Raw genomic sequence first — 20,786 nt, 5'->3', positions numbered from 1 at the left:
ACCATTTTTCATGCGCGGCGGTAGTTTAGTTGGTTAGAATGCTGGCCTGTCACGCCGGAGGTCGCGAGTTCGAGTCTCGTCCGCCGCGCCATGATAATTTATAGAACACCTCTAATATTATTTCAAAAATCAAAATATTCTACATATCAATTTCTATGCATTCTTTGTCTTAAACCTTCATTTTCATAAATATCTATTTCTGTAGAGTAGTCCTTATTAGCTTTTTTAAGCTCTGAACTCATAAAAGCTATAAGTTTGGCGTCTGCTTTTTTATGACTAGCAGTAAGTAGAACAAAGTTTAGGTAAAGTTTAATACCTTTAGGCATCTTACCTTTAATTTTAGAAGGAAAAATAAACTCTTTAGAGACTTTAATAATCGCATTTGTTAAATCATTTTTAGTAGAGTTTTTATTTGCAGCAATATCTAGCATATCTTCAATGGTAAGTTTTTTATTTTTAGTAGGAGCATTTTTTGTGTGCTTTTTTATCACAACACTCTTTTTTCCCATTGATGAAAATACAACAAGTAACACTAAAAAAACAATCACAGACAACGCTGCTATCAACGATATAATTAAACTTTTTTCTTCCACATTACAACCTTTCGAGGATTATAACGTAAGGGACTTTAAAAAGTCCCTATATATTTTGTCTAAAGTGTTTTAGATAAATTTCTATTTCTATAAGCTAGCCCTATTACAATAGCTACTACTGCTACTGTATAATAAACAAATGTAGGAACTGGAACTGGATCTCCTGAAGCATAAGAATGCATACCTGAGAGATAAAAATTTACTCCAAAATAAGTCATTATAATAGAGGCAAAAGACACTACTGATGCAACAGCAAAAGCAAATTGATTGTTTAAACTTTTTATAAATCTAAAGTGAACAACAGCTGCATAAATTAAAATTGAAATTAATGCCCATGTCTCTTTTGGATCCCATCCCCAATATCTACCCCATGATTCATTTGCCCAAACGCCACCTAAGAAGTTACCTACGGTTAAGAGACTCAGTCCTAATATCATAGCCATTTCATTAATTCTTGTAGCTTCAACAATATTTCTATCTATTTCATCATTTCTTTTCGATATTTGATTTGGTTTTTTTATAGTAAACAGTATTAATGTAAATAAACCAAGTAAACAACATAATCCAAAGAAACCATAACTTGCGGTAATAACGGATACATGAATATTTAACCAGTATGATTTTAAAACAGGAACTAACGTAGTTATTTGTGCATCCATCCAACTAAGATGTGCAACAAATAGAGTAACACCTGCTAAAATTGATGTTAAGGCCAAAGAAACTATTGATTGTCTTGAGAAAAATAGTCCAGCAAGAACTAATGACCAAGCAATATAAATCATAGACTCATATCCATCACTCCATGGAGCATGCTGTGCGATATACCATCTTAAACCTAAACCAAAAGTATGTACTAAAAAGGCTAAAATAGTAATAACAAATATAACTTTTGTAACTTTATGCAATGAAATTGAAGGTTTAAGCATTTTTGCAAAAATTGAAAACAGCAAGAAAAAACCACTTAAAAGATAAAAAGGTGTCAATTTCTGAAAAATTCCCGCTTTATTAAAAAACATTTCTGCATTTATTCTACTAGGTCGTGGCATAATATCTGAAGCATATTGCTCTTGATAAGATTTTATTTTTTGCACTGCTAAATTAGCCTGTGCCCAATTACCATTTTCAAGACCTTTTGATATAGCATCAAAATATCCTGCCAAAAGTGTTCTTATATCCTTACTTTCTTCTTTTGGAAACTGTGCAATTGCTCTTTTTAAACTATACCATCTATGATTAGGATCACCTATCTTTGGTATCATCTTCAAAATTTCACCTGTATAAACTAAATAACAAATATTTAATCTTTCATCTACTTTTATTACATCTTTGTCAAATTGATTTCTTTGAGATGGTTTTTTACGACTTGCTTCTTCTGCATATTTTTGTAACTTATACCCATAGTCACCATCTTTTCTAAAAAAGTCATTAAAAGTTGCTTTTTTTGCTTTTGAATCCATTCCTAAAAGTTTTTTTAATTCAGGATGGAATACATGGATCATAGGTTGAACTTGCCATTCACCAGGACTTGACATCATACTTAAAATCACTTGATTGGCACTCATACCTCTATATGATGATTTTCTATATACTTTATTTAATACTTCAGTTGAAATAGTATCAATAGGCTTTATTCTACCATCTGCACTTTGTACTAGTATCTCTCCAAATTTTTCCGCATGAGCTCTATCATATTTTTTAAGATAATTAAATGCATTTTCATTTGCTTGTAATTCTCCAACATGTAACAAACCAAACAACATAAAACATGCCAATAAAATCGATTTTATTTTAACCATATCTCTTTGAATCATACTTGATAATTTCCTAAAACGACTTTTGGGGTTAATAAGATTTAAGAACAAACCCAAACTTAATAAAATATATCCTATATAAGTTGGCCATTTCCCAGGATCACTATTAACAGAGAGAATAGTTCCTTTTTCATCTCTATCATATGAAGATTGAAAAAACCTAAAACCTTTGTAATCTAAAACATGATTCATATAAATTCTATATGGCAAAGTTGTACTTTGTTCTTTATCCAGAACTTCTACTTCACTTGCATATGACATAGGTGACATAGAACCAGGATATCTATCTAATTGAAAATCATTTAATTTTATTGAAAATGGTAATTCAAATATTTGAGAACCCCATTCAAATTTAAAATCAACCCCAGCAATATTTACTGCTTTGGGATATCCTTTTGCACCTTTTCCCATACCATACATTGCAACTTCTTTTGTTTTATCTTTAAAAGTAACATCTACAAGAAGTGCTGAAAGACTATTTCTATTTCTTTGCATTGGATTTGGATTTGATATGATTTTTTCTTTTCCCTTTAACCCTATATATTTTGGAGCAAAATTAGTATTTCCTAAAGTATAAAGTTGTCCTGATACAAATTCATACTCTTTATTTGCTTCATACGTACCTCTTGTATTCTCTATCATTTTAAACCAACCTATTTTTTTATTCGATTTAAAATAAAATTTTCCATCTCTAATAGTAACATTAACCATAGGCTTATTTTGTGTATTAACTTCTCTATTGAGTGAAAAATAAATTGGTGTTTCATCTAAATAATCTTTATCTTTTAAAACTACATTTTCTGTTTCACCATTACCGCTAACTACCATAGAAACCATAGGTGAGCCATCTTTTGCTTCTACAATATCAGTAATTGCATTTGGTATAAAATCTTTATATTCAATAGTAGCAATATCTCCATTGACATTTAAATCCATAGAAAAATCGTTATATCCAATAGCTGCTATTAACTTTTTTTTACTTTTTTTATAAATTTTATTCTCTTTAATTGCACTTGCAATAACAAATGATTCCGATGAAACTACTCTATTTTCAGCATGCCCTTCTCTTATGTGAAGTGAGCCTTCATAACCAGTATATCTAGTGATAGCTGCACCAATAAGTATAACAACAAAACCTAAATGAAAAAGTGCTGATGGAATTTTATTTTTTTGAAATACTTTGTACTTAAACATATTAGTTATAATTATAATTGTTAGTAAAACTTGAACTATTTCAAACCAAACTGTATTATAAACAACAGCCCAACTACCAGATGAACCAAAATCGTTCTCAATGAACGTTGCTATCGCACTTGCAAATGCAAAAAATAATAAAAAAACAATTGCTGCTTTCATTGAAAATAGTCCTTTTATTAAAGACTTCATATAACTCCTTTAGGATATAAACTCATCAGTATATTATCTGAGTAAAGTAAATATTTTTTAAATATATTAAAAAAATATTAAAAAAATATTTTAACTAATTTTTTTGGAAATTCTGTGATTTACATTAAGAGAGTAGTGATTAGAATAAACTAACCACCAAGATATTTTTTTCTAATTTCATCGTCACCAATCATTTGTGAAGCGATACCTTCCATAGCAATTTTGCCATTTTCAAGAACATAAGCATAATCAGAAATTTTAAGTGCAGCAAAAGCATTTTGTTCAACTAAAAGAATTGTAATGCCTTCTTCTTTTAATTTTACAATAGTTTCAAAAACTTCCCCTACTATTTTAGGAGCAAGTCCAAGACTAGGCTCATCTAACATTAAAAGTTTAGGCTCACTCATCAATGCTCTTGAAATTGCAAGCATTTGCTGCTCACCTCCACTCAGAGTTCCAGCCATTTGATTTCTTTTTTCTTTAATACGAGGGAAAAGCTTATACATCGCATCTCGCAAACGAGCATAATTTTCATCATTGTTAAAAGCACCCATACGAAGATTATCTTCTACGGTTAAATTTATAAAAACCCTTCTTCCTTCAGGCACAAGGGCCAATCCACGTTGTACTAATGAATGTGTTTTGTGATTGACTATATCATATCCACTAAAAATAATTTCTCCACTTCTTTTAACACTATTAAGCACTGCTTCTAAGGTTGAAGTTTTACCTGCTCCATTTGATCCTATCAAAGAAACAATTTTTCCTTCATCTACTTTAAAATCAATACCTTTTACGGCTTCAATAAGACCATAATACACATGTAAATCTTTCACACTAATCATGAATAAAATCTCCCAAATATGCAGCTACTACTTCTTTATCTTTTATTGCATCAGCTGGTTTACCTTCAAAAATAGTTTTACCATAATCTAAAACTAAAACTTTATCACAAAGCTGATTCACAAATTTCATATCATGCTCTATCAATAAAACTGTCAAATCAAAATCTTCTCTTGCATTATGAATCAATTCTGCCAACTCTTTAGTTTCAGCAGGATTCATACCAGCTGCTGGTTCATCTAAAAGAAGCATTTCAGGATTTGTTGCAAGGGCTCTTGCAATTTCTACTTTTCTTTGTTGTCCATAACTCAAATCTGTCGCTTTATAATGTGCAAACTCTTTTATACCAAAATAATCAAGTATTTCCATAGCGCGTTTTTTTACACGTTTTTCTTCACCAAAAAAGCGAGGTAATCTAAATATTGTTTCAAGATAAGTATATTTCGCTTGAAAGTCAAACCCAATAAGCACATTATCTAAAACACTCATAGAAGAAAAAAGTCTAATATTTTGAAAAGTTCTTGCAATCCCTTTTCTTACTATTGTATGAGGTTTTAGTCCATTGAGTGTTTCTTTTCTAAATAGTATTTCACCTTCAGTAGCTTCATAATTACCAGTTATTATATTGAACATTGTTGTTTTTCCAGCACCATTTGGTCCTATCAAACCATATATCTCTTTTGCTTGTACTGTAAAACTTGTATCATTTATGGCTGTAACTCCACCAAATTTTTTAGTTACATTTTTCATCTGAAGTATCATGATTCACCTCTTTTCTTAAAAAGGTCCTTCAATTCTCGTTTACCCATAATTCCTTCACGAGCAAATAGCATTACAAAAATTAATATCACTGAAAAAACAACCATTCTCATACCTGGCATTGCTGGAGTTTCCATAAATCCAAAGTTCATAGGTTCGTCTAAAAATCTCATCCATTCAGATCCACCTATAACTAAAATAGTCCCTATAATGGCACCAGTTGTACTTCCCAATCCTCCAAGAACTATAATAATAAGAAGTTGGAATGTAAAAAAGAATGTAAATAAATCTGGTGAGATACTTGTTAAAAGTGCCGCAAGTAGTCCCCCACCAACACCTTCTAGAAAGGCACTCGTACAAAATGCCAATGTTTTTACTTTAAAAGTATTAACACCCATAGCAATCGCTGCATCTTCATCATCACGAATTGCTTTCATAGCACGACCATACTTAGAATAAATAATATTAAGTATCCCTATAACAGCTAGTGTAGCAATTCCTCCTGTCCAATAAAGATTAGAATACTCTGGTATATCATTCAGTCCTAACGAGCCATTAGTAACCTCTGGATTATTTATAGCAATAATTCTAATAATAAATCCAAACCCAAGAGTTACAATAGCCAAATAATCACCTCTTACTCTAAATACAGGAAAAGAGAGAATAAGTGCTAAAATAGCAGAAAAAGTTCCTGCAAAAAATAGAGCCCAAACAAAATTTGCATGTAAAAGTAAAACCCAAGGATAAGGATCCTCTATATCATATTGATACTCTTTTGCATCACCATCAAGCAATAAAAGAGCTGCAACATAAGCGCCTATTGCTACAAAACCATTTGGTTCTAATGAGAACTGTCCTGTTACACCATTGATTAGATTATAACTTACTGCTAGGATTGTAAATATGGCTATATTATTTAAAATTCTTACTGTATACTCATCAAAATGAGTTTGTGCAAACCACATAAACCAAAGAGTTGATGCGACTATGGCCAAATTTATCCATTGCTCTTTTTTTATAATTAAATTCATATTAAAACCTACTCTTATCAAAGTTAAGGCCTAAAATACCTGTTGGTTTAAAAAGTAAAACTAGTATTAAAAGAACAAAAGCAAAAGCATCTTTATAACCACCATATTCTGGTAAAAATGCTACAACTACTACTTCAGTAAACCCGATAATAAATCCACCAATTACTGCTCCTGCAACACTTCCTATACCACCAACAACAGCAGCTGCAAAAGCTTTAAGACCTATAAGAACTCCCATCATAGGTTCAACCGAAGGATAATTAACTGCCCAAAAGATACCACCAACAGCTGCTAGTGCTGAGCCTATACCAAATACTATCATGATAATTCTATTGGCATCAATTCCCATAAGATTAACCGTATTTACATCAAAGGCTAGAGCACGAATTGCCATGCCATATTTTGTTTTAAATAAAATCCAAAGTATAATTGCCAATAAAATTAAAGTCACGATTGGTACCATTAATGAAGCAACTGAAAAAGTAAGCCCGCCAAGACTTAAGATGATTTCCATATACTCAGGAACAGGAAAAGCTCTAGGAGTTCCACCAAAGAAAACATTAAAAGCATTTTCTAAAAAGAAACTAATACCAATAGCTGTAATCAAAAGTGATATTTTTGGAGCACTTCTTAAGGGTCGATATGCTATCTTATCTGTAAGCATTCCTAAAGCAGCAGAACCTACAACGGCTAAAAGAACGGCAGCTGGGAAAGGCAATCCTAAAATTGATACCCCAAAATAGCCTAAAAATGCTCCAACCATCATAATATCACCATGAGCAAAATTAATAAGTCGTAAAACACCATAAACCATGGTATAACCGATAGCTATAAGTGCATACATACTGCCAAGACTAAAGCCATTGACCATCTGTTGCATAAAAACAGTAAAATCCATCCAATCTCCTAAAATCGCATAAAAATAAAAATTGATAATTTTTACATGTATAAGATTATTTTCCCCTTGTAAAAAGGGGAAATATATTTGTAGATTATGGATTTACAGTTGTTTTATAAACAGCTTTACCATTTGTAATTACTTTTATAACTGCTGAGCGAGTTGCATTTCCAGCTTTATCAATATTTAATATACCTGAAACTCCTTCATAGCCTTTTGTAGATTTAATCTGTTTATTTATACAAACACTATCTTCTGGATTTGCACATCTATTCATAGCAGCAATAAGTACATTGTAAGTATCTGCTCCAAGTGCAGTAAATGAATTCATCTCTTTTTTGCCAGTCTTTTTAAAGTATCCAGCTATAAAATCTTTTGATCTTTGTGTTGGGGGAGCACTATAATCAAAAAAGTCTGTAAACATATACCCTTCAACTGATTCTCCACCTAAATCAATAAATGTTTGATTAGCAACACCATCCCCTGAAAACATTGGTTTATTAAGTCCAACTTGTTTCGCCTGACGAGCTATCATAGAAGCTTCTGGATGATAAAGAGGTAAAAACATGAAATCAGGATTTACAGATTTGATTTGAGAAACAACGGCTTTAAAATCTTTATCACCTGAGGTTACTTTTATCTTCTTAACAATCTTTCCGCCACCTTTTTTAAATGCTTTTGTAAAAGCTTTAGCAAGACCTAATGAATAAACCTGAGCTTGATCAACAATAACAACAGCTGTTTTAAGACCTAAATCTTTTAAAGCATAATTTGCAACAACTTCCCCTTGAAATGAGTCAGTAAAACACACTCTATTTGCAAATGTACGTTTTGTAGTTAATTTGTCATTTGTAGCAACTGCTGCAATAACAGGAATCTTTTTCTTATCTGCAATTGCAATAGTTTGAGCTGTATTTGTACTAGTAAGTGCTCCTAAAATAGCTACAACTTTATCTGAAGAAATTAATCTCGTAGTTGAAGTTGCAGTTTCTACCTTATCCCCTTTATTATCAACTAATACTAGTTTAATAGTATCGCCATTTTTAAGAGTTGGTTGCAATGTGTTTGCAAATTCAACACCCTCATAAGTTACTTGACCATATGCTGCAAGTGGTCCACTCATAGGCATAACTGCCCCAACTTTAATCTCTTTCGCAATACCAACAGATGCTAAAAGTGCAGCTGAAGTTATTAATGTAGCTAATTTTCTCATATAGACTCCTTATAAATTATTATCTATAATACTACTAAAATTTATATTTATTTATTGCAAATAACTGGTTGGATTTTCATCACTTTCTTCATCTTGCGTAGATTCTACCGCATTAGGCAATTTTGTATCGTGATTTAGTGTATATATATATACTGCAATTGATTGCATTTCATCACTAACCAAACCATCTGCTTGAGGTTTCATGATATTTCTTAAACTTCCACCAAATTTACCATCATAATTTGATTGATATCCTTCAAGTAATTCTACAATTTTTAGAGGTTTGAGAGTTGAGAGTTTTCGTGGAGTTGCATACTTATTGCTATTTGCTTTTACTCCATGACAAGATGCACATTTTCTTTGATAAAGTCTTTCACCTTGTTCAACATTTGCATATTTTAATTCTTCTGCTGTATTATCTTTAAAGACAGATAAAATAGTTTTTGTTTTTGATTCCATAAAAGATTTATCTTCTTTTTTATAAACTTTCGCTTCTATCTTTCCCTCTTTTGAGTATTTCTCAACTAAAGATTTTAACTCTTTTGCAAATTCACCTTTGGCTTCAAAAACATAGGAGTCATCTGCTGCAACAGAAAACGTAATAAAAACGAAAAATAATGAGACTAATATTTTAAACATGTAAGTTCCTTGATTAAATTAATCAAAGATTATAGCAATTTTTTCTTTATGTGTGGCTTTGGATATAAAATAGGCAAAAAAAAAGGCCAAGATTGCAAGCAATCTCAGCCTTTAAATCTACTTTTAAATCAAATGATTAGAAAGTATATTTAGCTTCAAATCTTAAGTATTCTTGATCAAGAGAATCAACATTATCAGCATCTACGTCAGAATATTTAATGTAAGTGTTGAAGTTTTTAGAATATTTATAAGATACTCCACCCCAAATTTCAGTTAACTCTTCTTCATTACCACCAGCATTAGTATCTTGATCCCACTCTGCAAATCCAGCCATTAAACCAATTTTACCAAAAGTAATTGAACCATCTAGTCCATATGTTTGTCCACCAGTTGATGAAACTTGTTTATAATCATTATCAGCTAGTCTCCAACCTGCAGCAATAACATCATTGTTAGCATCAGTTGCTACAGCATGAACTCCTTGATCTTCATCATTGTCAGTAAAAACAGCAGCTACTTTAAAGTTACTACCTTTATATTCAGCTTTTAAACCATAAAATGTACCTGAATCTTCGGCAGTGCCTACAAGAGTATCATCAAGTTCAGTTTGAATAACTTGTCCAGTAAAAGTAAAATTAGCAACTGATCCATCAACTTGAGCAAAAACTAAATAATCAACTGCATCAACAGCTCTAATTCCCCAAATTTGTGCATTTACAGGACCAAAAGAAGCAATTGCTGCAAGAGCATTGATTTCACTATTATCCATTTGGTTATAGATATTAGGAGTTTTTGTGCTACCAAAATAACCAGTACCTAAATCTGAAGTATTAAAGTAAGCACCTGCTAAAGTTACTGTACCAAAGTTATACATAGCTAAAACACCAGTACCTTTTTGTCCACGGTAACCATTATCACTAACAGGAGTACCTAAAGCTTGTCTACCAGCTTGAACTGTAAGTGCATTTTTAGTATATGTAAAGTACATTTTATCTACATCTACATGACTTCTAGCAGTTCCACCTACTTTGTAATCGCTTTCATTATCACTACCACCAGCAGTAATCTCTGTTGTGAATTTTAAGTCTTCAGTTACAGGAGCAACTAATTTAACACCAATATCATAATCATTGTTGTTTTTAGTATTTACATCATTTCTTTCTACATCGTGAAATCTGTATCTTGCGAAACCAGAAAAGTCTACACCTTTAATTGCCTCTTCTAGAGGTTGTGCGTTTGCAGTGCTTAATGCACCAACTGCCATAATAGCTGCCAAGCTAAGTTTAGCTAATTTCATATATTCTCCTTAAAATTTAAATTACGGAAAAAGTATAGCATAATTTTTTAAAAAAATAAAAGTTTTTTAGTAAAAAAGACTCTTAAGTTGATAAATTTCTGTATTTTTGTCAAAAAAAGACAAAAAAAGCTTCTTGTGCTTTACATGTAAAGGTAAATCCTTTACATGTAAATATAATTGATATTTATTTAAACATCATATGAGGTAACCAAAGAGATATCTCTGGTATATATGTTACCAATAAGAGTCCTGCTAAGATAGTCATACTCCATGGAAGAGATGCTACTATTACCTCTTTTAGACTTAGTCCTGTGATACCACTGGCCACAAAGAGGTTAAGCCCAACAGGAGGAGTAATCATCCCTAGTTCCATATTTACAATCATAACAACACCAAAATGAATAGGATCTATGCCTAAAGTCATTGCAATTGGTAAAAGAAGTGGCACTGTAATCATAACCACCGAACTAGGTTCCATAAACTGCCCCATTAAAAAAAGAAGAACGTTTACTATAACCAAGAACATAATTGGGCCTACATTTGCATTAATTATCATTTGTGTAATTGTTTGAGGAATACTCTCATCTGTCAAAAAGTGAGAAAATATCATAGCATTTGCAATAATAAAAAATATCATCGATGATGTCATAGCTGCTTCAAGTACTATAGGATAAATTTGTTTTAACTTCAAATCTCTGTAAACAAAAAATGAAACAAAAAAGGCATATACTGCACTCGCCGCTCCTGCTTCAGTTGGAGTAAACAATCCTCCATAAATCCCACCAATAACAATAACAATCAGCATAAGAGCCCAAAAAGCTTCTTTAAACTTTTTCCATCTTACTTTAAATGGTGCCATTTGAGTTTTTTCAAAACCAAGTCTTTTTGCACCAATATATGTAACAACCATCATCATAAAACCAATCATAAGACCAGGAACAACACCTGCCATGAAAAGTTCTCCAATAGACTGTTCTGCTGTAACACCATAAACAATAAACACAATAGATGGAGGAATCAAAATTCCTAAACTACCTGCTGTTGCAATAGTTCCTATGGCATACTTCGTAGGGTAACCTTCAGCCTTGATTGCTCCATACATAACAGAACCAATAGCAACAACTGTCGCAGGAGATGAACCAGAAACTGCTGCAAAAATAATACTTGCAAAAATAGCTGCTATTGGAAGGCCCCCTGGAAGATGTCCAACTATAGACTTTGCAAATTCTATAATTCTTGTTGATGCACTTCCTTTAGAGAGAAAAGCTCCTGCTAAAATAAACATAGGAATCGCCATCAAAGAATAATGGTCAAGCCCATCAAATACTTTTTGAGGAACACCCATAAGTTCCATGTCTGTAAAAACAAGTGCTGTTATCATAGTACTTGTTCCAAGACTTACCGCTACTGGAACACCAATTAACATTAAACCAAATAATAATCCAAAAAGGCTAAGCATCATCATACATCAGCTCCTCTAATTTCAGAAGTGTCATGAATGAGTTCTTCTTCCTCTTTTTTCATAACCTCATCTGCGTCAGTAATAGATACTTCATAGATTTTTTCCCCTGCTCTAAATGCGGCTGCACCAAAAGCTAAAGGTAACACTAAATTTGGAATCCACATAGGGATATTTAAATCTACACTCATCTCATCAAACTCTGCTATTATAAGTACAAGCTGATATCCAAAATAGGACATTGCTGCTAAGTATATAAAAGAGAGTGTATGAGCAAAGATAAGCAGTGCTTTACCAATTGCAGGTGGTAATTGCGCTAAAAGCAGAGTTACAGATATATGTATACCTTTTTTAAACCCGTAGGCCGCACCAAAAAGTGCGCCCCACATAAATAAATAGTTAGTTAGTTCCCCAGCCCATGTAAAACTACTATCAAAGATATAACGCATTACAACATTCATAAAGGCTAAAACAACACCTAAAATCATGCCCAATACTGCCATATTTTTATTGATAGAGGCTACACCCAGATCAAGGATTGTAAAAAACTTACCCATTATTAACCTTTATAAACTCTTATTCTTGAGCTTTTTTAATTAAATCTTCACCAATTACTTTATAGAAATCAGGATAAACAACAGCAGTTACTTTTCTCCAAGCTTCTTTTTGTGCATCGCTTAGAGTATGAATTTTTAGTTTTCCTGTTTTATCAGCATATGCTTTGATTTTTGCTAAATAAGATGCTTCAAGCTCAGCTGCCAATTTTCTATTCATCGCTGTTGCTTCATCCATAGCTTGCATTATCTTAGGTTTTAAATCTGCTGGTAATTTCTTCCAAAACTTCTTACTCATAACAACTAAATATCCAAGATAACCATGGCTTGAAAGAGTCAAGTCAGTTTGAACTTCATAGAATTTTTTTGTATAAAAGTTAGAAAGTGGATTTTCTGCTGCATCAACAACACCTTGTTGTAGTGCTGAATAAACTTCTGAAAAAGGAAGAACTTGCGGATTTGCTTTTACTGCTAAAAATTGAGCTTCAATAACTTTTGAAGACATAATTCTAAATTTTTGGCCTGCTGCATCTTTTGGTTCTATAAGTGCTTTTTTATTCGAAGATAAATGTTTAAAACCATTATCCCAATAACTAAGTGCAACAAAACCTTTTTTTGTTACTAAATCTTTCATTGCTTTACCTACTTCACCATCCATAGCTGCATGAACATGATTTACATCTTTAAAAAGAAATGGTAAATCAAATATTTGAAGTTGAGGTACTAAACTTGTAAATTTTGAAAAACTTGGTGCTGCCATTTGAACATTACCTATTTTTAATGCTTTCATAACTGCTTTATCAGTATATAATTGAGAACTTGGAAAAACTTTTACTTCAACTCTTCCCTCTGTCAACTCTTTTACTCTTTTTGCAAAATAGTCAGCTGCTTTACCTTTTGGTGTGTTAGCACTAACAACGTGAGAGAACTTAATAGTATAATCAGCTGCAAATGTAGCTGAAGCCAATACAGCAGTTGCTGCGATAATCTTTACGAATTTATTCATACATTACTCCTTGCATATTTTCTTTTCAATTTCAGTATAAAAAAAAAGTATGTATGAATTATGTATATTAAGTATAATTACGAAAAGTTACACTTACTTAGTAGTATAAAGTTACAATTTGTAACCAATGCTCTGAATATTTTTTAAATAACCCTCTGGAAGTTTTTTTCTAAAGTTTTTCATGAGTAATCTGAGTGCATTTAAACTCATAGTCTCATCTGGCCATAGCTCCATCTCTATCTCTTCATATGTTAAAACAGATTTTTTAGATAAAAGAAGTTCTAGCAAACTTGACTCTTTTTTAGTTAATTCATACTCTGTTTGTTCATTACGTATAGTTTTATTGGAACTATCATACACCCAGCTATCGACTAAATGTATAGTATTACTATTTTTTTGAAGTTGTAAAAACTTTTCTAGTGCTTCACAAAGTTTCGTTTCTGTTATAGGTTTTACTATGTACTTCATTAATGACAAATCAATAGCATCAAGCATATAATCAACCTGCGTATAAGCAGAAATAACAATAATCTGGATATTTTCATCACTTTGTCTTATTTTTTTTGCGAGTTCTATTCCATTTATAATAGGCATTTTTATATCTGTTATGATTATATGTGGTGATTTTTCTAAAAACAAAGCATATGCTTCTTCTCCATTTTTGGCTATATAAACTTTTTTAAAAAGTAGATTTAGCATCTCAGCAACACTATTTCGTACTCCTTCATCATCTTCGGCGTAGAGAACGGTATAATTTGATAATTGTTCAAGCATCTTTTTGTTCATAAGATATGGTAGTATATTGTTTTTTGTATTCTTATTAAAAAAAGGGTTTAATTGAAAATCATTAAAGAAAATAATATTTCAAATGTAATCATTTTAAGTAGTATGTTTATCATTACCTCATTGATGCTATTTAATAGTTACTATTTTATAACAAAGCAGTATGATATCTTAGACCGAGCAATCAAAGAGAGTAAAGAAACTTTTATAAAAACTCAAAAAAAACTTATAAAAAGAGAAGTTGACTCCATAATAGAAATTATAAAATTTAAAACTTCTAGATTTGACTCCCCCCAAGAAGAGACTGCTTACAAAAAAGAGTTAAAAGATTGGATTAGAAGTATTCGTTTTGGTAAAAAGAAAGAAAATTATATATTTGTTTATAAAATAGAAAATTTTCAAGGTGGAAAAAACTTTGCAAAAATGCTTATTAATTCAAATCGTCCAGATTTAGAAAACAAATATATTTCTGATAATTATAAAGACGCACTTGGAAAAGAGTTCCGCAAAATATTTTTAAAAGATATTAAAGATAAAGGAGACTCTTTTGTCAAATACATGTACAAAAAATTGGACTCTTCTGAAATACGTCCAAAAATTACTTACTTTAAACTTTATCCTGAGTGGAATTGGATTATTAGTGCAGGAACTTATCTTGATGAGATAGATGTCGAAATAGCCCAAAAAGAAGCTAGTTTAAATAGAACTGTTCAGATTGAAGTCACCTCAGCTATCATAATATTTTTATTTTTCTCACTCATTGCCAATGCTTTTGCTATTTTTTTAGGAAAACAAATAGAAAAATTTTTAAACTCTTATATAGCACAAGTGAAACAAAAAACAGAAGAATTGCAAGAGCTAAATAAAGACCTAGAAAATAGAATTCATGTTGAAGTGCAAAAAAGTAGAGAACAAGAACAACTTCTCATACAAAAATCAAAATTTATAGCTCTAGGAGAGATGATAAGCAATATAGCACATCAATGGAGACAACCACTCTCAAAGCTTTCAGCTATTATGATGACAATAAAGTTCAAACACAACTTAGGAAAACTTGATAAAAACTCTATGCAAGAAAAAAGCCAAGAAGCTGAAGATATTGTAGAGTATATGTCAAAAACAATAGACGATTTTAGAGAATTTTTTATGCCTAAACGTGAAAAAAAAGAGTTTTATGCAAAAGAAGCTGTTGATGCTGTGATAAATATCATAGGAGTTACTGCACGTGAGAAAAATATAACTATTGATATCAACATTTCTAAAAATGAAAAAATATATGGACATAAAAATGAATTTGAGCAAGTTATACTTAATATAATAACAAATGCAAAACACATACTAATCAGTGAAAAAATACAAAACCCTAAAATAAGCATAAATCTTAAAAGCGATACTACCTACTCGTACTTATGCATTGAAGATAATGCTGGTGGAATAACTGTAGAGCCTATAGAAAAAATCTTTGAGCCATATTTTACAACAAAAGAAGATACAGGAGGAACTGGAATAGGTTTGTATATGTCAAAACTAATTATAGAAAAAAGTATGGGCGGAGTATTGGTAGCTGAAAATAAAAATTATGGAGCTTGTTTTACAATAAGATGGAAAAGAGTGGATTAGAAAAGCGCTTGGCAAAACTCTTCTAATCACTCAGTTTCTCTAAGGAGTCTATATGAATTACTTGATGTAATTATAAAGGACCAAAGCAAACAAACGGTTAACATTTAATTCAATAAAATCGACTCAGATGTTGGAACACCCAAAATTTGGCGTTTCTTTGTCCTTTTATGAATAATTTCACTATTTACTTTTTTTCTTTTTTTAACATATCTAGGTTTTTTTTGTTTATAATTGCCTTTTTTTATCAAAAATAGCTCTTCTAATTTACCATTTTTAATAATAGCATATACAAAATCTCCTCTTTTTGCCATTTTTTTATTATATGTAAAATGGGCATTTAAAAGTTTATGATTACTTGAATCATTACTTTTTGCTTCATACTCCCAAATATTTTTTGAACCATTATAAGCAAGTTGTGTAATACGCCCTTTAATAACACCTGTAACTTTCTCACCTATATAAACTTTTTGAGCCTCTGTTTGTTCTTGTGAAATATTATTTGAATTTTCATATTTTTCATATGTGACAACTGGTTCAGTCCCCATACAACCTGTCAATATAAAAACTACTATAAAATATATTATTACTCTAATCATCTCTTTCTCCTCAATCAAAAACGTAGTATACTATAAATACCATTTAGAAGATTGCACTATTTATAAAATTTAGATACAATTCGCATCTGCTTTGTGGGGTTGACATGGCTTCGACAGGAGTAGTTTTAGCTTATGGCTGCATGTCGCGAGTGAGGGTCTTGCGTTAAACAACCTTCAAAAACATAACTGCTAATAACAGTAACTATCGTCCAGCTTACGCAGTAGCGTAAGTTTAACCTTAGCCTAACGGCTTTTGGACTGCTTCCACTTCTGATTCTATTCAAGGGAGATTTTGGAAGTATCATAGCTATAATAGATATATTTTAAGTCTGCCTCAGCTTAAAATGAAATTAGGGGCTCGTTTTGAGTAACTTTGTTAGTTGTGTGAATCAAAATTAAAAACAAACAACTTCTTTAAGCATGTAGACGTCATAGGTGGCTGCTTTTGGACTCCGGTTCGATTCCGGACAACTCCACCATTTAACATAAAATATATATTTAATGATTATTAAATGTAATAAACAATATAATACCAACTATTTTATTTACCGACTGTTAAGGATTTTATGTTATGCGTCTTATATTTTTGTTTTTACTCTCTTTTTCGTTACTATTTTCTCAAACTGACAGTTCATTTGATGATGAATTTGAAAACGAATTTACTAAAAAAGAAAAAAGTTCTTCATGGGATCCTATCAAAGGCTATAACGTTCAAATGACAAAATTTAATGACTTTGTATATATGAATATCATGGGGCCTGTTGCTAAAGGGTACAAAAATATTGTTTCTACACCTGTACGTAAAGGTGTTTCAAATGCTTTTGATAATATTAAATTTCCTATTCGATTTGTAAATAATGTATTACAGTTAAAATTTAAAAATGCTTTTGAAGAAACAGGTAGATTTATTATTAACTCAACTTATGGTCTTGCTGGTTTTTTAGATTTGGCAAAAACGGAGGGTGGGCTCAACCCACATAATGAAGATCTTGGTCAAACTTTAGGATATTATGGTGCAAGTGATGACTTCCACATAGTTTTACCACTTTTTGGCCCATCAAACTTAAGAGATACTATTGGACTTGTTGGAGATAGTTTTTTAAATCCTCTCTCATATGCACATAGCCATGAAGTGAATGTCTTAGAAGACGATAGACCATATTACTTTCTTAAATCATATGAAGTTCTTAATGAATACTCTTTACATGTAGATGAATATGAAGCTTTAAGAAAAGACGCTGTGAATTTATATCCTTTACTTAAAAACGTATATGAACAACGTAGAAAAAAACTTATAGAAGAGTAAAAATGATAAAAAATATATTATTAATACTATCACTATTTTTTTCAACTTCACTATTCGCTGTTGAAAAAGAAAACATTACTAAAGTACTAAAAGAAAAAATGAACATTGCTACATATATAATAAAACAAAAAGAGTTAGACTTAACTACAAAAGCAAATAAACTTTTTCCTATATTTGAAGACATATTTGACTATAGATTTATGACTAAACTTAGCCTTGGCAAATCAAATTGGATTGCTATGACTCCCGCACAAAGAGAAGAATTTACACAAAAATTTATCTCGCATCTTAAAAATTCTTATATTGAAAAACTCAATTTATATACTGATGAAAGATTACGTATCATAGAGCTTCAAGAAAAAAGTAAAAACAAAATTTGGCTTCTAACAGAGCTGATTGGTAAAAAAGATACTTATGCTATTACTTACAAATTTTATAAATCAAAAAATAATGAATGGATGATATACGATTTGGATATTATTGGAGTGAGTCTGATTCAAACATATCGTGCACAGTTTAAAGATATTTTGAAAACACAATCATATGAGACACTCTTAAGTAAATTAGATAAAAAAGACACATGATAAAAACTTTTTATGAAAAGTTTGTTCTTTCTCACCCTATAAAAATACTTTTTTCTGTTTTTATTGTTATTGCAATTTTTGCATATGGTGCTACAAAACTTGAAATAGATGCTTCAAGCAGTACTCTTCTTTTAGAAGATGACCCTGACTTACTATTTTCAAAAGAAGTAACACAAAAATTCAAAACACAAAATATATTGGCTGTAGCGTTTACTCCTAATACTCCTTTACTTTCAAAAGAGTCTTTAGATAGCATTAGAAAACTGACTAAAGAGCTATTAACTTTAGAAAAAATTAGCTCTGTAACTTCTATTTTAAATGTTCCTCTTTTACAAAGTTCACATAAATCAATCAAAAACTTAGTAGGAAATATACCTACATTAGAATCAAAAAATATAAATTTAGATTTAGTCAAAAAAGAGTTTTTAACAAGTCCTATCTACAAAAGTAATCTTGTAAGCAACAACTTCAAAACAACAGCTATTATCATAAATTTAAAGGATGATAAAAAACTCTCAAAAGAGCCTGAAAAATTAAAAAAGCAACGTGATTTTATTAGAGAAGCAAACCATATATTTATTCAAAATGTACGCGAAATATTACATAACAATAAAAACAGTGGTGAACTGTTTTTAGGTGGTGTAAATATGATAAGTGATGATTTAATTAATTTTGTAAAAAATGACTTGATTATATATGGAACAGCTCTTTTAACCCTTCTTATTTTTATTTTATGGTTGATTTTTAGAGAGATTAGGTGGATTGTTTTACCTGTCATTATCTGTCTTTTTTCTATCGTTACAACGGCTGGTTTACTTGGTTTTTTCGGTTGGGAAGTTACTGTTATCTCATCAAACTTTGTCTCTTTACAACTTATTATTACAATGTCTATTACTCTGCACCTCATGGTTAGATACAATGAGTTATTACATGTAGAGCTAAATTATTCGCAAAAAGAACTTATACTTGAAACTGTTCTTTCAAAATTATCTCCATCATTTTTTGCAATCCTTACGACTATTGTTGGTTTTGCTTCACTAATTTTTTCAAATATTTTACCAATTATCAACTTAGGCTGGATGATGAGTAGCGGAATCGCTATATCTCTTGTTCTCTCTTTTATTCTTTTTCCTGCTATATTAGTACTTTTACCTGTTTCAAAAAAAAGAACACTTAAAGAGAAAAAAACTGCTTTACCTGAACTTTTTGCTAAGTGCGTTGAATTTAAAGGGAAACAAATACTTTTTGTATGTATTTTAATTATTGTATTTAGTCTAACAGGAGTTAAGCAACTTATTGTTGAAAATAGTTTTATCAATTATTTTAAATCTTCAACCGAGATATATAAAGGTATGAAAGTTATAGATAAACAACTAGGAGGAACCACTCCTCTTGATATAATTGTAAAGTTTAATAAAAAAGAAGAAACAAAACAAATTAGTAATGATGATTTTGATGAATTTGATAGTTTTGAAGATGAATTTGATGAAAAAGAAGATTCAAACCAATATTGGTTTACTCCTGATAAAATGGAACTCATCACAAAAATTCATAATTATCTTGATCAAAAAGTGGAGATAGGAAATGTTCAATCTCTTGCCACCACTTTAAGTATTGGAAAATTACTAAATGATGGAAAAGAGTTAAATAGTTTTGAATTAGCACTTTTATACAAAAAACTCCCAGATAACTTTAAAAAAATCATACTTGAACCCTATATTAGTATAAAAGACAATGAAGTACGATTTGCAACACGCATAATTGATTCAAATCCTGAACTTAGAAGAAATCAACTTATAAAAGAGATTGATGCTGAGCTTAAAAACATTATTAAGCCTGAAGTTGCTTCTTATAGACTCTCTAATATAATGATACTTTATAACAATATGCTTCAAAGTCTTTTTAAATCACAAATTCTTACCCTTGGACTTGTTTTAATTCTACTGTTTTTAATGTTCTTATTTATTTTCAAATCATTAAAAATTGCTCTTATTGCTATCATTTCAAATATAATACCTATGAGTATGATTTTTGGATTTATGGGGTGGTTTGGTATACCTCTTGATATGATGACTATAACTATTGCAGCTATTAGTTTGGGAATTGGGGTTGATGATACCATTCACTATATTCATCGCTTTTATGAAGAGTTAAAAATAGATAATAACTATGTAAAAGCTATGCACCGCTCTCACAACAGTATAGGATATGCTATGTACTATACTACTCTTGCCATAATGCTAGGTTTCTCAGTACTTGTTTTATCAAACTTTTTACCAACAATATATTTTGGTATCTTAACAATGACTGTTATGTTTATGGCTCTCTTAGGAGCTTTACTTTTACTTCCAAAACTTCTTTTAATCTTTAAACCCAAAAGACTAGTATAAAAAGAGCTTTACATGTAA

18 protein-coding genes, 1 tRNA gene and 1 other RNA gene are annotated in these 20,786 nt (G+C 30.8%); 6 read left to right on the top strand and 14 right to left on the bottom strand.

Going from position 1 to position 20,786, the window contains the following annotated elements; genetic code table 11:
- Positions 1-14 precede the first annotated feature (14 nt).
- Positions 15-91 (top strand) — tRNA-Asp (locus tag K354_RS0109800).
- A 55-nt stretch (positions 92-146) separates the two neighbouring features.
- Here the strand turns inward: K354_RS0109800 and K354_RS0109795 are convergent.
- The 13 genes from K354_RS0109795 to K354_RS0109735 all read right to left on the bottom strand — a co-directional run bounded on the left by K354_RS0109795 (position 147) and on the right by K354_RS0109735 (position 14,275).
- Positions 147-593 (bottom strand): hypothetical protein, encoded by a 447-nt coding sequence (locus tag K354_RS0109795; RefSeq protein WP_024955320.1) that lies wholly within the window; start codon positions 591-593, stop codon positions 147-149.
- A gap of 59 nt (positions 594-652) precedes the next feature.
- Positions 653-3,790 (bottom strand): cytochrome c biogenesis protein, encoded by a 3,138-nt coding sequence (locus K354_RS0109790; protein WP_024955319.1) that lies wholly within the window; start codon positions 3,788-3,790, stop codon positions 653-655.
- Positions 3,791-3,939: 149 nt separating this feature from the next.
- The gene (locus K354_RS0109785; RefSeq protein ID WP_024955318.1) at positions 3,940-4,635 is read right to left on the bottom strand and encodes an ABC transporter ATP-binding protein; all 696 of its coding nucleotides are present in this window, start codon (positions 4,633-4,635) and stop codon (positions 3,940-3,942) included.
- Positions 4,628-5,395 (bottom strand): ABC transporter ATP-binding protein, encoded by a 768-nt coding sequence (locus K354_RS0109780; RefSeq protein ID WP_024955317.1) that lies wholly within the window; start codon positions 5,393-5,395, stop codon positions 4,628-4,630. Before K354_RS0109780 ends, K354_RS0109785 begins: the two co-directional genes overlap by 8 nt.
- Positions 5,392-6,357: a branched-chain amino acid ABC transporter permease gene (locus K354_RS0109775; RefSeq protein WP_425426678.1), complete on the bottom strand. Its 966-nt coding sequence runs from the start codon at positions 6,355-6,357 to the stop codon at positions 5,392-5,394. The genes K354_RS0109780 and K354_RS0109775 overlap by 4 nt, the downstream gene beginning before the upstream one ends.
- Before the next feature lie 67 nt (positions 6,358-6,424).
- On the bottom strand, positions 6,425-7,321 hold the full coding sequence (locus tag K354_RS0109770) for a branched-chain amino acid ABC transporter permease (protein ID WP_024955315.1): 897 nt from the start codon (positions 7,319-7,321) through the stop codon (positions 6,425-6,427).
- A 94-nt stretch (positions 7,322-7,415) separates the two neighbouring features.
- Positions 7,416-8,534 carry an ABC transporter substrate-binding protein gene (locus K354_RS0109765; RefSeq protein WP_024955314.1) on the bottom strand — a complete coding sequence of 373 codons (1,119 nt, stop codon included), beginning with the start codon at positions 8,532-8,534 and terminating at the stop codon, positions 7,416-7,418.
- Between the two features lie 51 nt (positions 8,535-8,585).
- A complete protein-coding gene (locus tag K354_RS14195) occupies positions 8,586-9,173 on the bottom strand; it encodes a c-type cytochrome (RefSeq protein ID WP_024955313.1) in 588 nt (195 codons plus the stop codon).
- 136 nt (positions 9,174-9,309) lie between these two features.
- Positions 9,310-10,470, bottom strand: a complete 1,161-nt coding sequence (locus K354_RS0109755) for a major outer membrane protein (RefSeq protein ID WP_024955312.1) — start codon at positions 10,468-10,470, stop codon at positions 9,310-9,312.
- A 184-nt stretch (positions 10,471-10,654) separates the two neighbouring features.
- Positions 10,655-11,935 carry a TRAP transporter large permease gene (locus K354_RS0109750; RefSeq protein ID WP_024955311.1) on the bottom strand — a complete coding sequence of 427 codons (1,281 nt, stop codon included), beginning with the start codon at positions 11,933-11,935 and terminating at the stop codon, positions 10,655-10,657.
- Positions 11,932-12,486, bottom strand: coding sequence for a TRAP transporter small permease (locus K354_RS0109745; protein WP_024955310.1), 555 nt, complete (start codon positions 12,484-12,486; stop codon positions 11,932-11,934). Before K354_RS0109745 ends, K354_RS0109750 begins: the two co-directional genes overlap by 4 nt.
- 19 nt (positions 12,487-12,505) lie before the next feature.
- Entirely contained in the window at positions 12,506-13,489 is a 984-nt protein-coding gene (locus K354_RS0109740; protein ID WP_024955309.1) for a TRAP transporter substrate-binding protein, read from the bottom strand.
- Between the two features lie 111 nt (positions 13,490-13,600).
- Positions 13,601-14,275 (bottom strand): response regulator, encoded by a 675-nt coding sequence (locus K354_RS0109735; RefSeq protein ID WP_024955308.1) that lies wholly within the window; start codon positions 14,273-14,275, stop codon positions 13,601-13,603.
- Positions 14,276-14,326: 51 nt separating this feature from the next.
- Between K354_RS0109735 and K354_RS0109730 the strand changes: the two genes are divergently transcribed.
- A complete protein-coding gene (locus K354_RS0109730) occupies positions 14,327-15,892 on the top strand; it encodes a cache domain-containing protein (RefSeq protein ID WP_024955307.1) in 1,566 nt (521 codons plus the stop codon).
- A gap of 104 nt (positions 15,893-15,996) precedes the next feature.
- On the opposite strand, the gene K354_RS14745 is transcribed toward K354_RS0109730, so the two are convergent.
- Positions 15,997-16,488 carry a hypothetical protein gene (locus K354_RS14745; RefSeq protein WP_024955306.1) on the bottom strand — a complete coding sequence of 164 codons (492 nt, stop codon included), beginning with the start codon at positions 16,486-16,488 and terminating at the stop codon, positions 15,997-15,999.
- A gap of 95 nt (positions 16,489-16,583) precedes the next feature.
- Here K354_RS14745 and ssrA point away from each other — a divergent pair.
- The 4 genes from ssrA (at position 16,584) to K354_RS0109710 (ending at position 20,768) form a co-directional block, all read left to right on the top strand.
- Positions 16,584-16,967: a transfer-messenger RNA gene (gene ssrA, locus K354_RS14920) on the top strand.
- Between the two features lie 92 nt (positions 16,968-17,059).
- Complete coding sequence (locus K354_RS0109720) at positions 17,060-17,794, top strand: MlaA family lipoprotein (RefSeq protein ID WP_024955305.1); 735 nt, start codon at positions 17,060-17,062, stop codon at positions 17,792-17,794.
- A 2-nt stretch (positions 17,795-17,796) separates the two neighbouring features.
- Positions 17,797-18,378 carry an MlaC/ttg2D family ABC transporter substrate-binding protein gene (locus K354_RS0109715; RefSeq protein WP_024955304.1) on the top strand — a complete coding sequence of 194 codons (582 nt, stop codon included), beginning with the start codon at positions 17,797-17,799 and terminating at the stop codon, positions 18,376-18,378.
- Positions 18,375-20,768 carry an efflux RND transporter permease subunit gene (locus tag K354_RS0109710; RefSeq protein WP_024955303.1) on the top strand — a complete coding sequence of 798 codons (2,394 nt, stop codon included), beginning with the start codon at positions 18,375-18,377 and terminating at the stop codon, positions 20,766-20,768. Before K354_RS0109715 ends, K354_RS0109710 begins: the two co-directional genes overlap by 4 nt.
- The last annotated feature ends 18 nt before the right edge of the window (positions 20,769-20,786 follow it).

Source organism: Sulfurospirillum arcachonense DSM 9755, assembly GCF_000597725.1.
Lineage (GTDB): Bacteria > Campylobacterota > Campylobacteria > Campylobacterales > Sulfurospirillaceae > Sulfurospirillum_A > Sulfurospirillum_A arcachonense.
This window is presented reverse-complemented; position numbering and strand designations above follow the sequence as displayed.

Coding starts and splice junctions, on each gene's coding strand:
- K354_RS0109770 (WP_024955315.1), bottom strand. CDS start 7,321: ATGGATTTTACTGTTTTTATGCAACAGATGGTCAATGGCTTTAGTCTT.
- K354_RS0109750 (WP_024955311.1), bottom strand. CDS start 11,935: ATGATGATGCTTAGCCTTTTTGGATTATTATTTGGTTTAATGTTAATT.
- K354_RS14745 (WP_024955306.1), bottom strand. CDS start 16,488: ATGATTAGAGTAATAATATATTTTATAGTAGTTTTTATATTGACAGGT.
- K354_RS0109765 (WP_024955314.1), bottom strand. CDS start 8,534: ATGAGAAAATTAGCTACATTAATAACTTCAGCTGCACTTTTAGCATCT.
- K354_RS0109735 (WP_024955308.1), bottom strand. CDS start 14,275: ATGAACAAAAAGATGCTTGAACAATTATCAAATTATACCGTTCTCTAC.
- K354_RS0109775 (WP_425426678.1), bottom strand. CDS start 6,357: ATGTGGTTTGCACAAACTCATTTTGATGAGTATACAGTAAGAATTTTA.
- K354_RS0109720 (WP_024955305.1), top strand. CDS start 17,060: ATGCGTCTTATATTTTTGTTTTTACTCTCTTTTTCGTTACTATTTTCT.
- K354_RS0109755 (WP_024955312.1), bottom strand. CDS start 10,470: ATGAAATTAGCTAAACTTAGCTTGGCAGCTATTATGGCAGTTGGTGCA.
- K354_RS0109790 (WP_024955319.1), bottom strand. CDS start 3,790: ATGAAGTCTTTAATAAAAGGACTATTTTCAATGAAAGCAGCAATTGTT.
- K354_RS0109715 (WP_024955304.1), top strand. CDS start 17,797: ATGATAAAAAATATATTATTAATACTATCACTATTTTTTTCAACTTCA.
- K354_RS0109710 (WP_024955303.1), top strand. CDS start 18,375: ATGATAAAAACTTTTTATGAAAAGTTTGTTCTTTCTCACCCTATAAAA.
- K354_RS0109780 (WP_024955317.1), bottom strand. CDS start 5,395: ATGATACTTCAGATGAAAAATGTAACTAAAAAATTTGGTGGAGTTACA.
- K354_RS14195 (WP_024955313.1), bottom strand. CDS start 9,173: ATGTTTAAAATATTAGTCTCATTATTTTTCGTTTTTATTACGTTTTCT.
- K354_RS0109785 (WP_024955318.1), bottom strand. CDS start 4,635: ATGATTAGTGTGAAAGATTTACATGTGTATTATGGTCTTATTGAAGCC.
- K354_RS0109745 (WP_024955310.1), bottom strand. CDS start 12,486: ATGGGTAAGTTTTTTACAATCCTTGATCTGGGTGTAGCCTCTATCAAT.
- K354_RS0109740 (WP_024955309.1), bottom strand. CDS start 13,489: ATGAATAAATTCGTAAAGATTATCGCAGCAACTGCTGTATTGGCTTCA.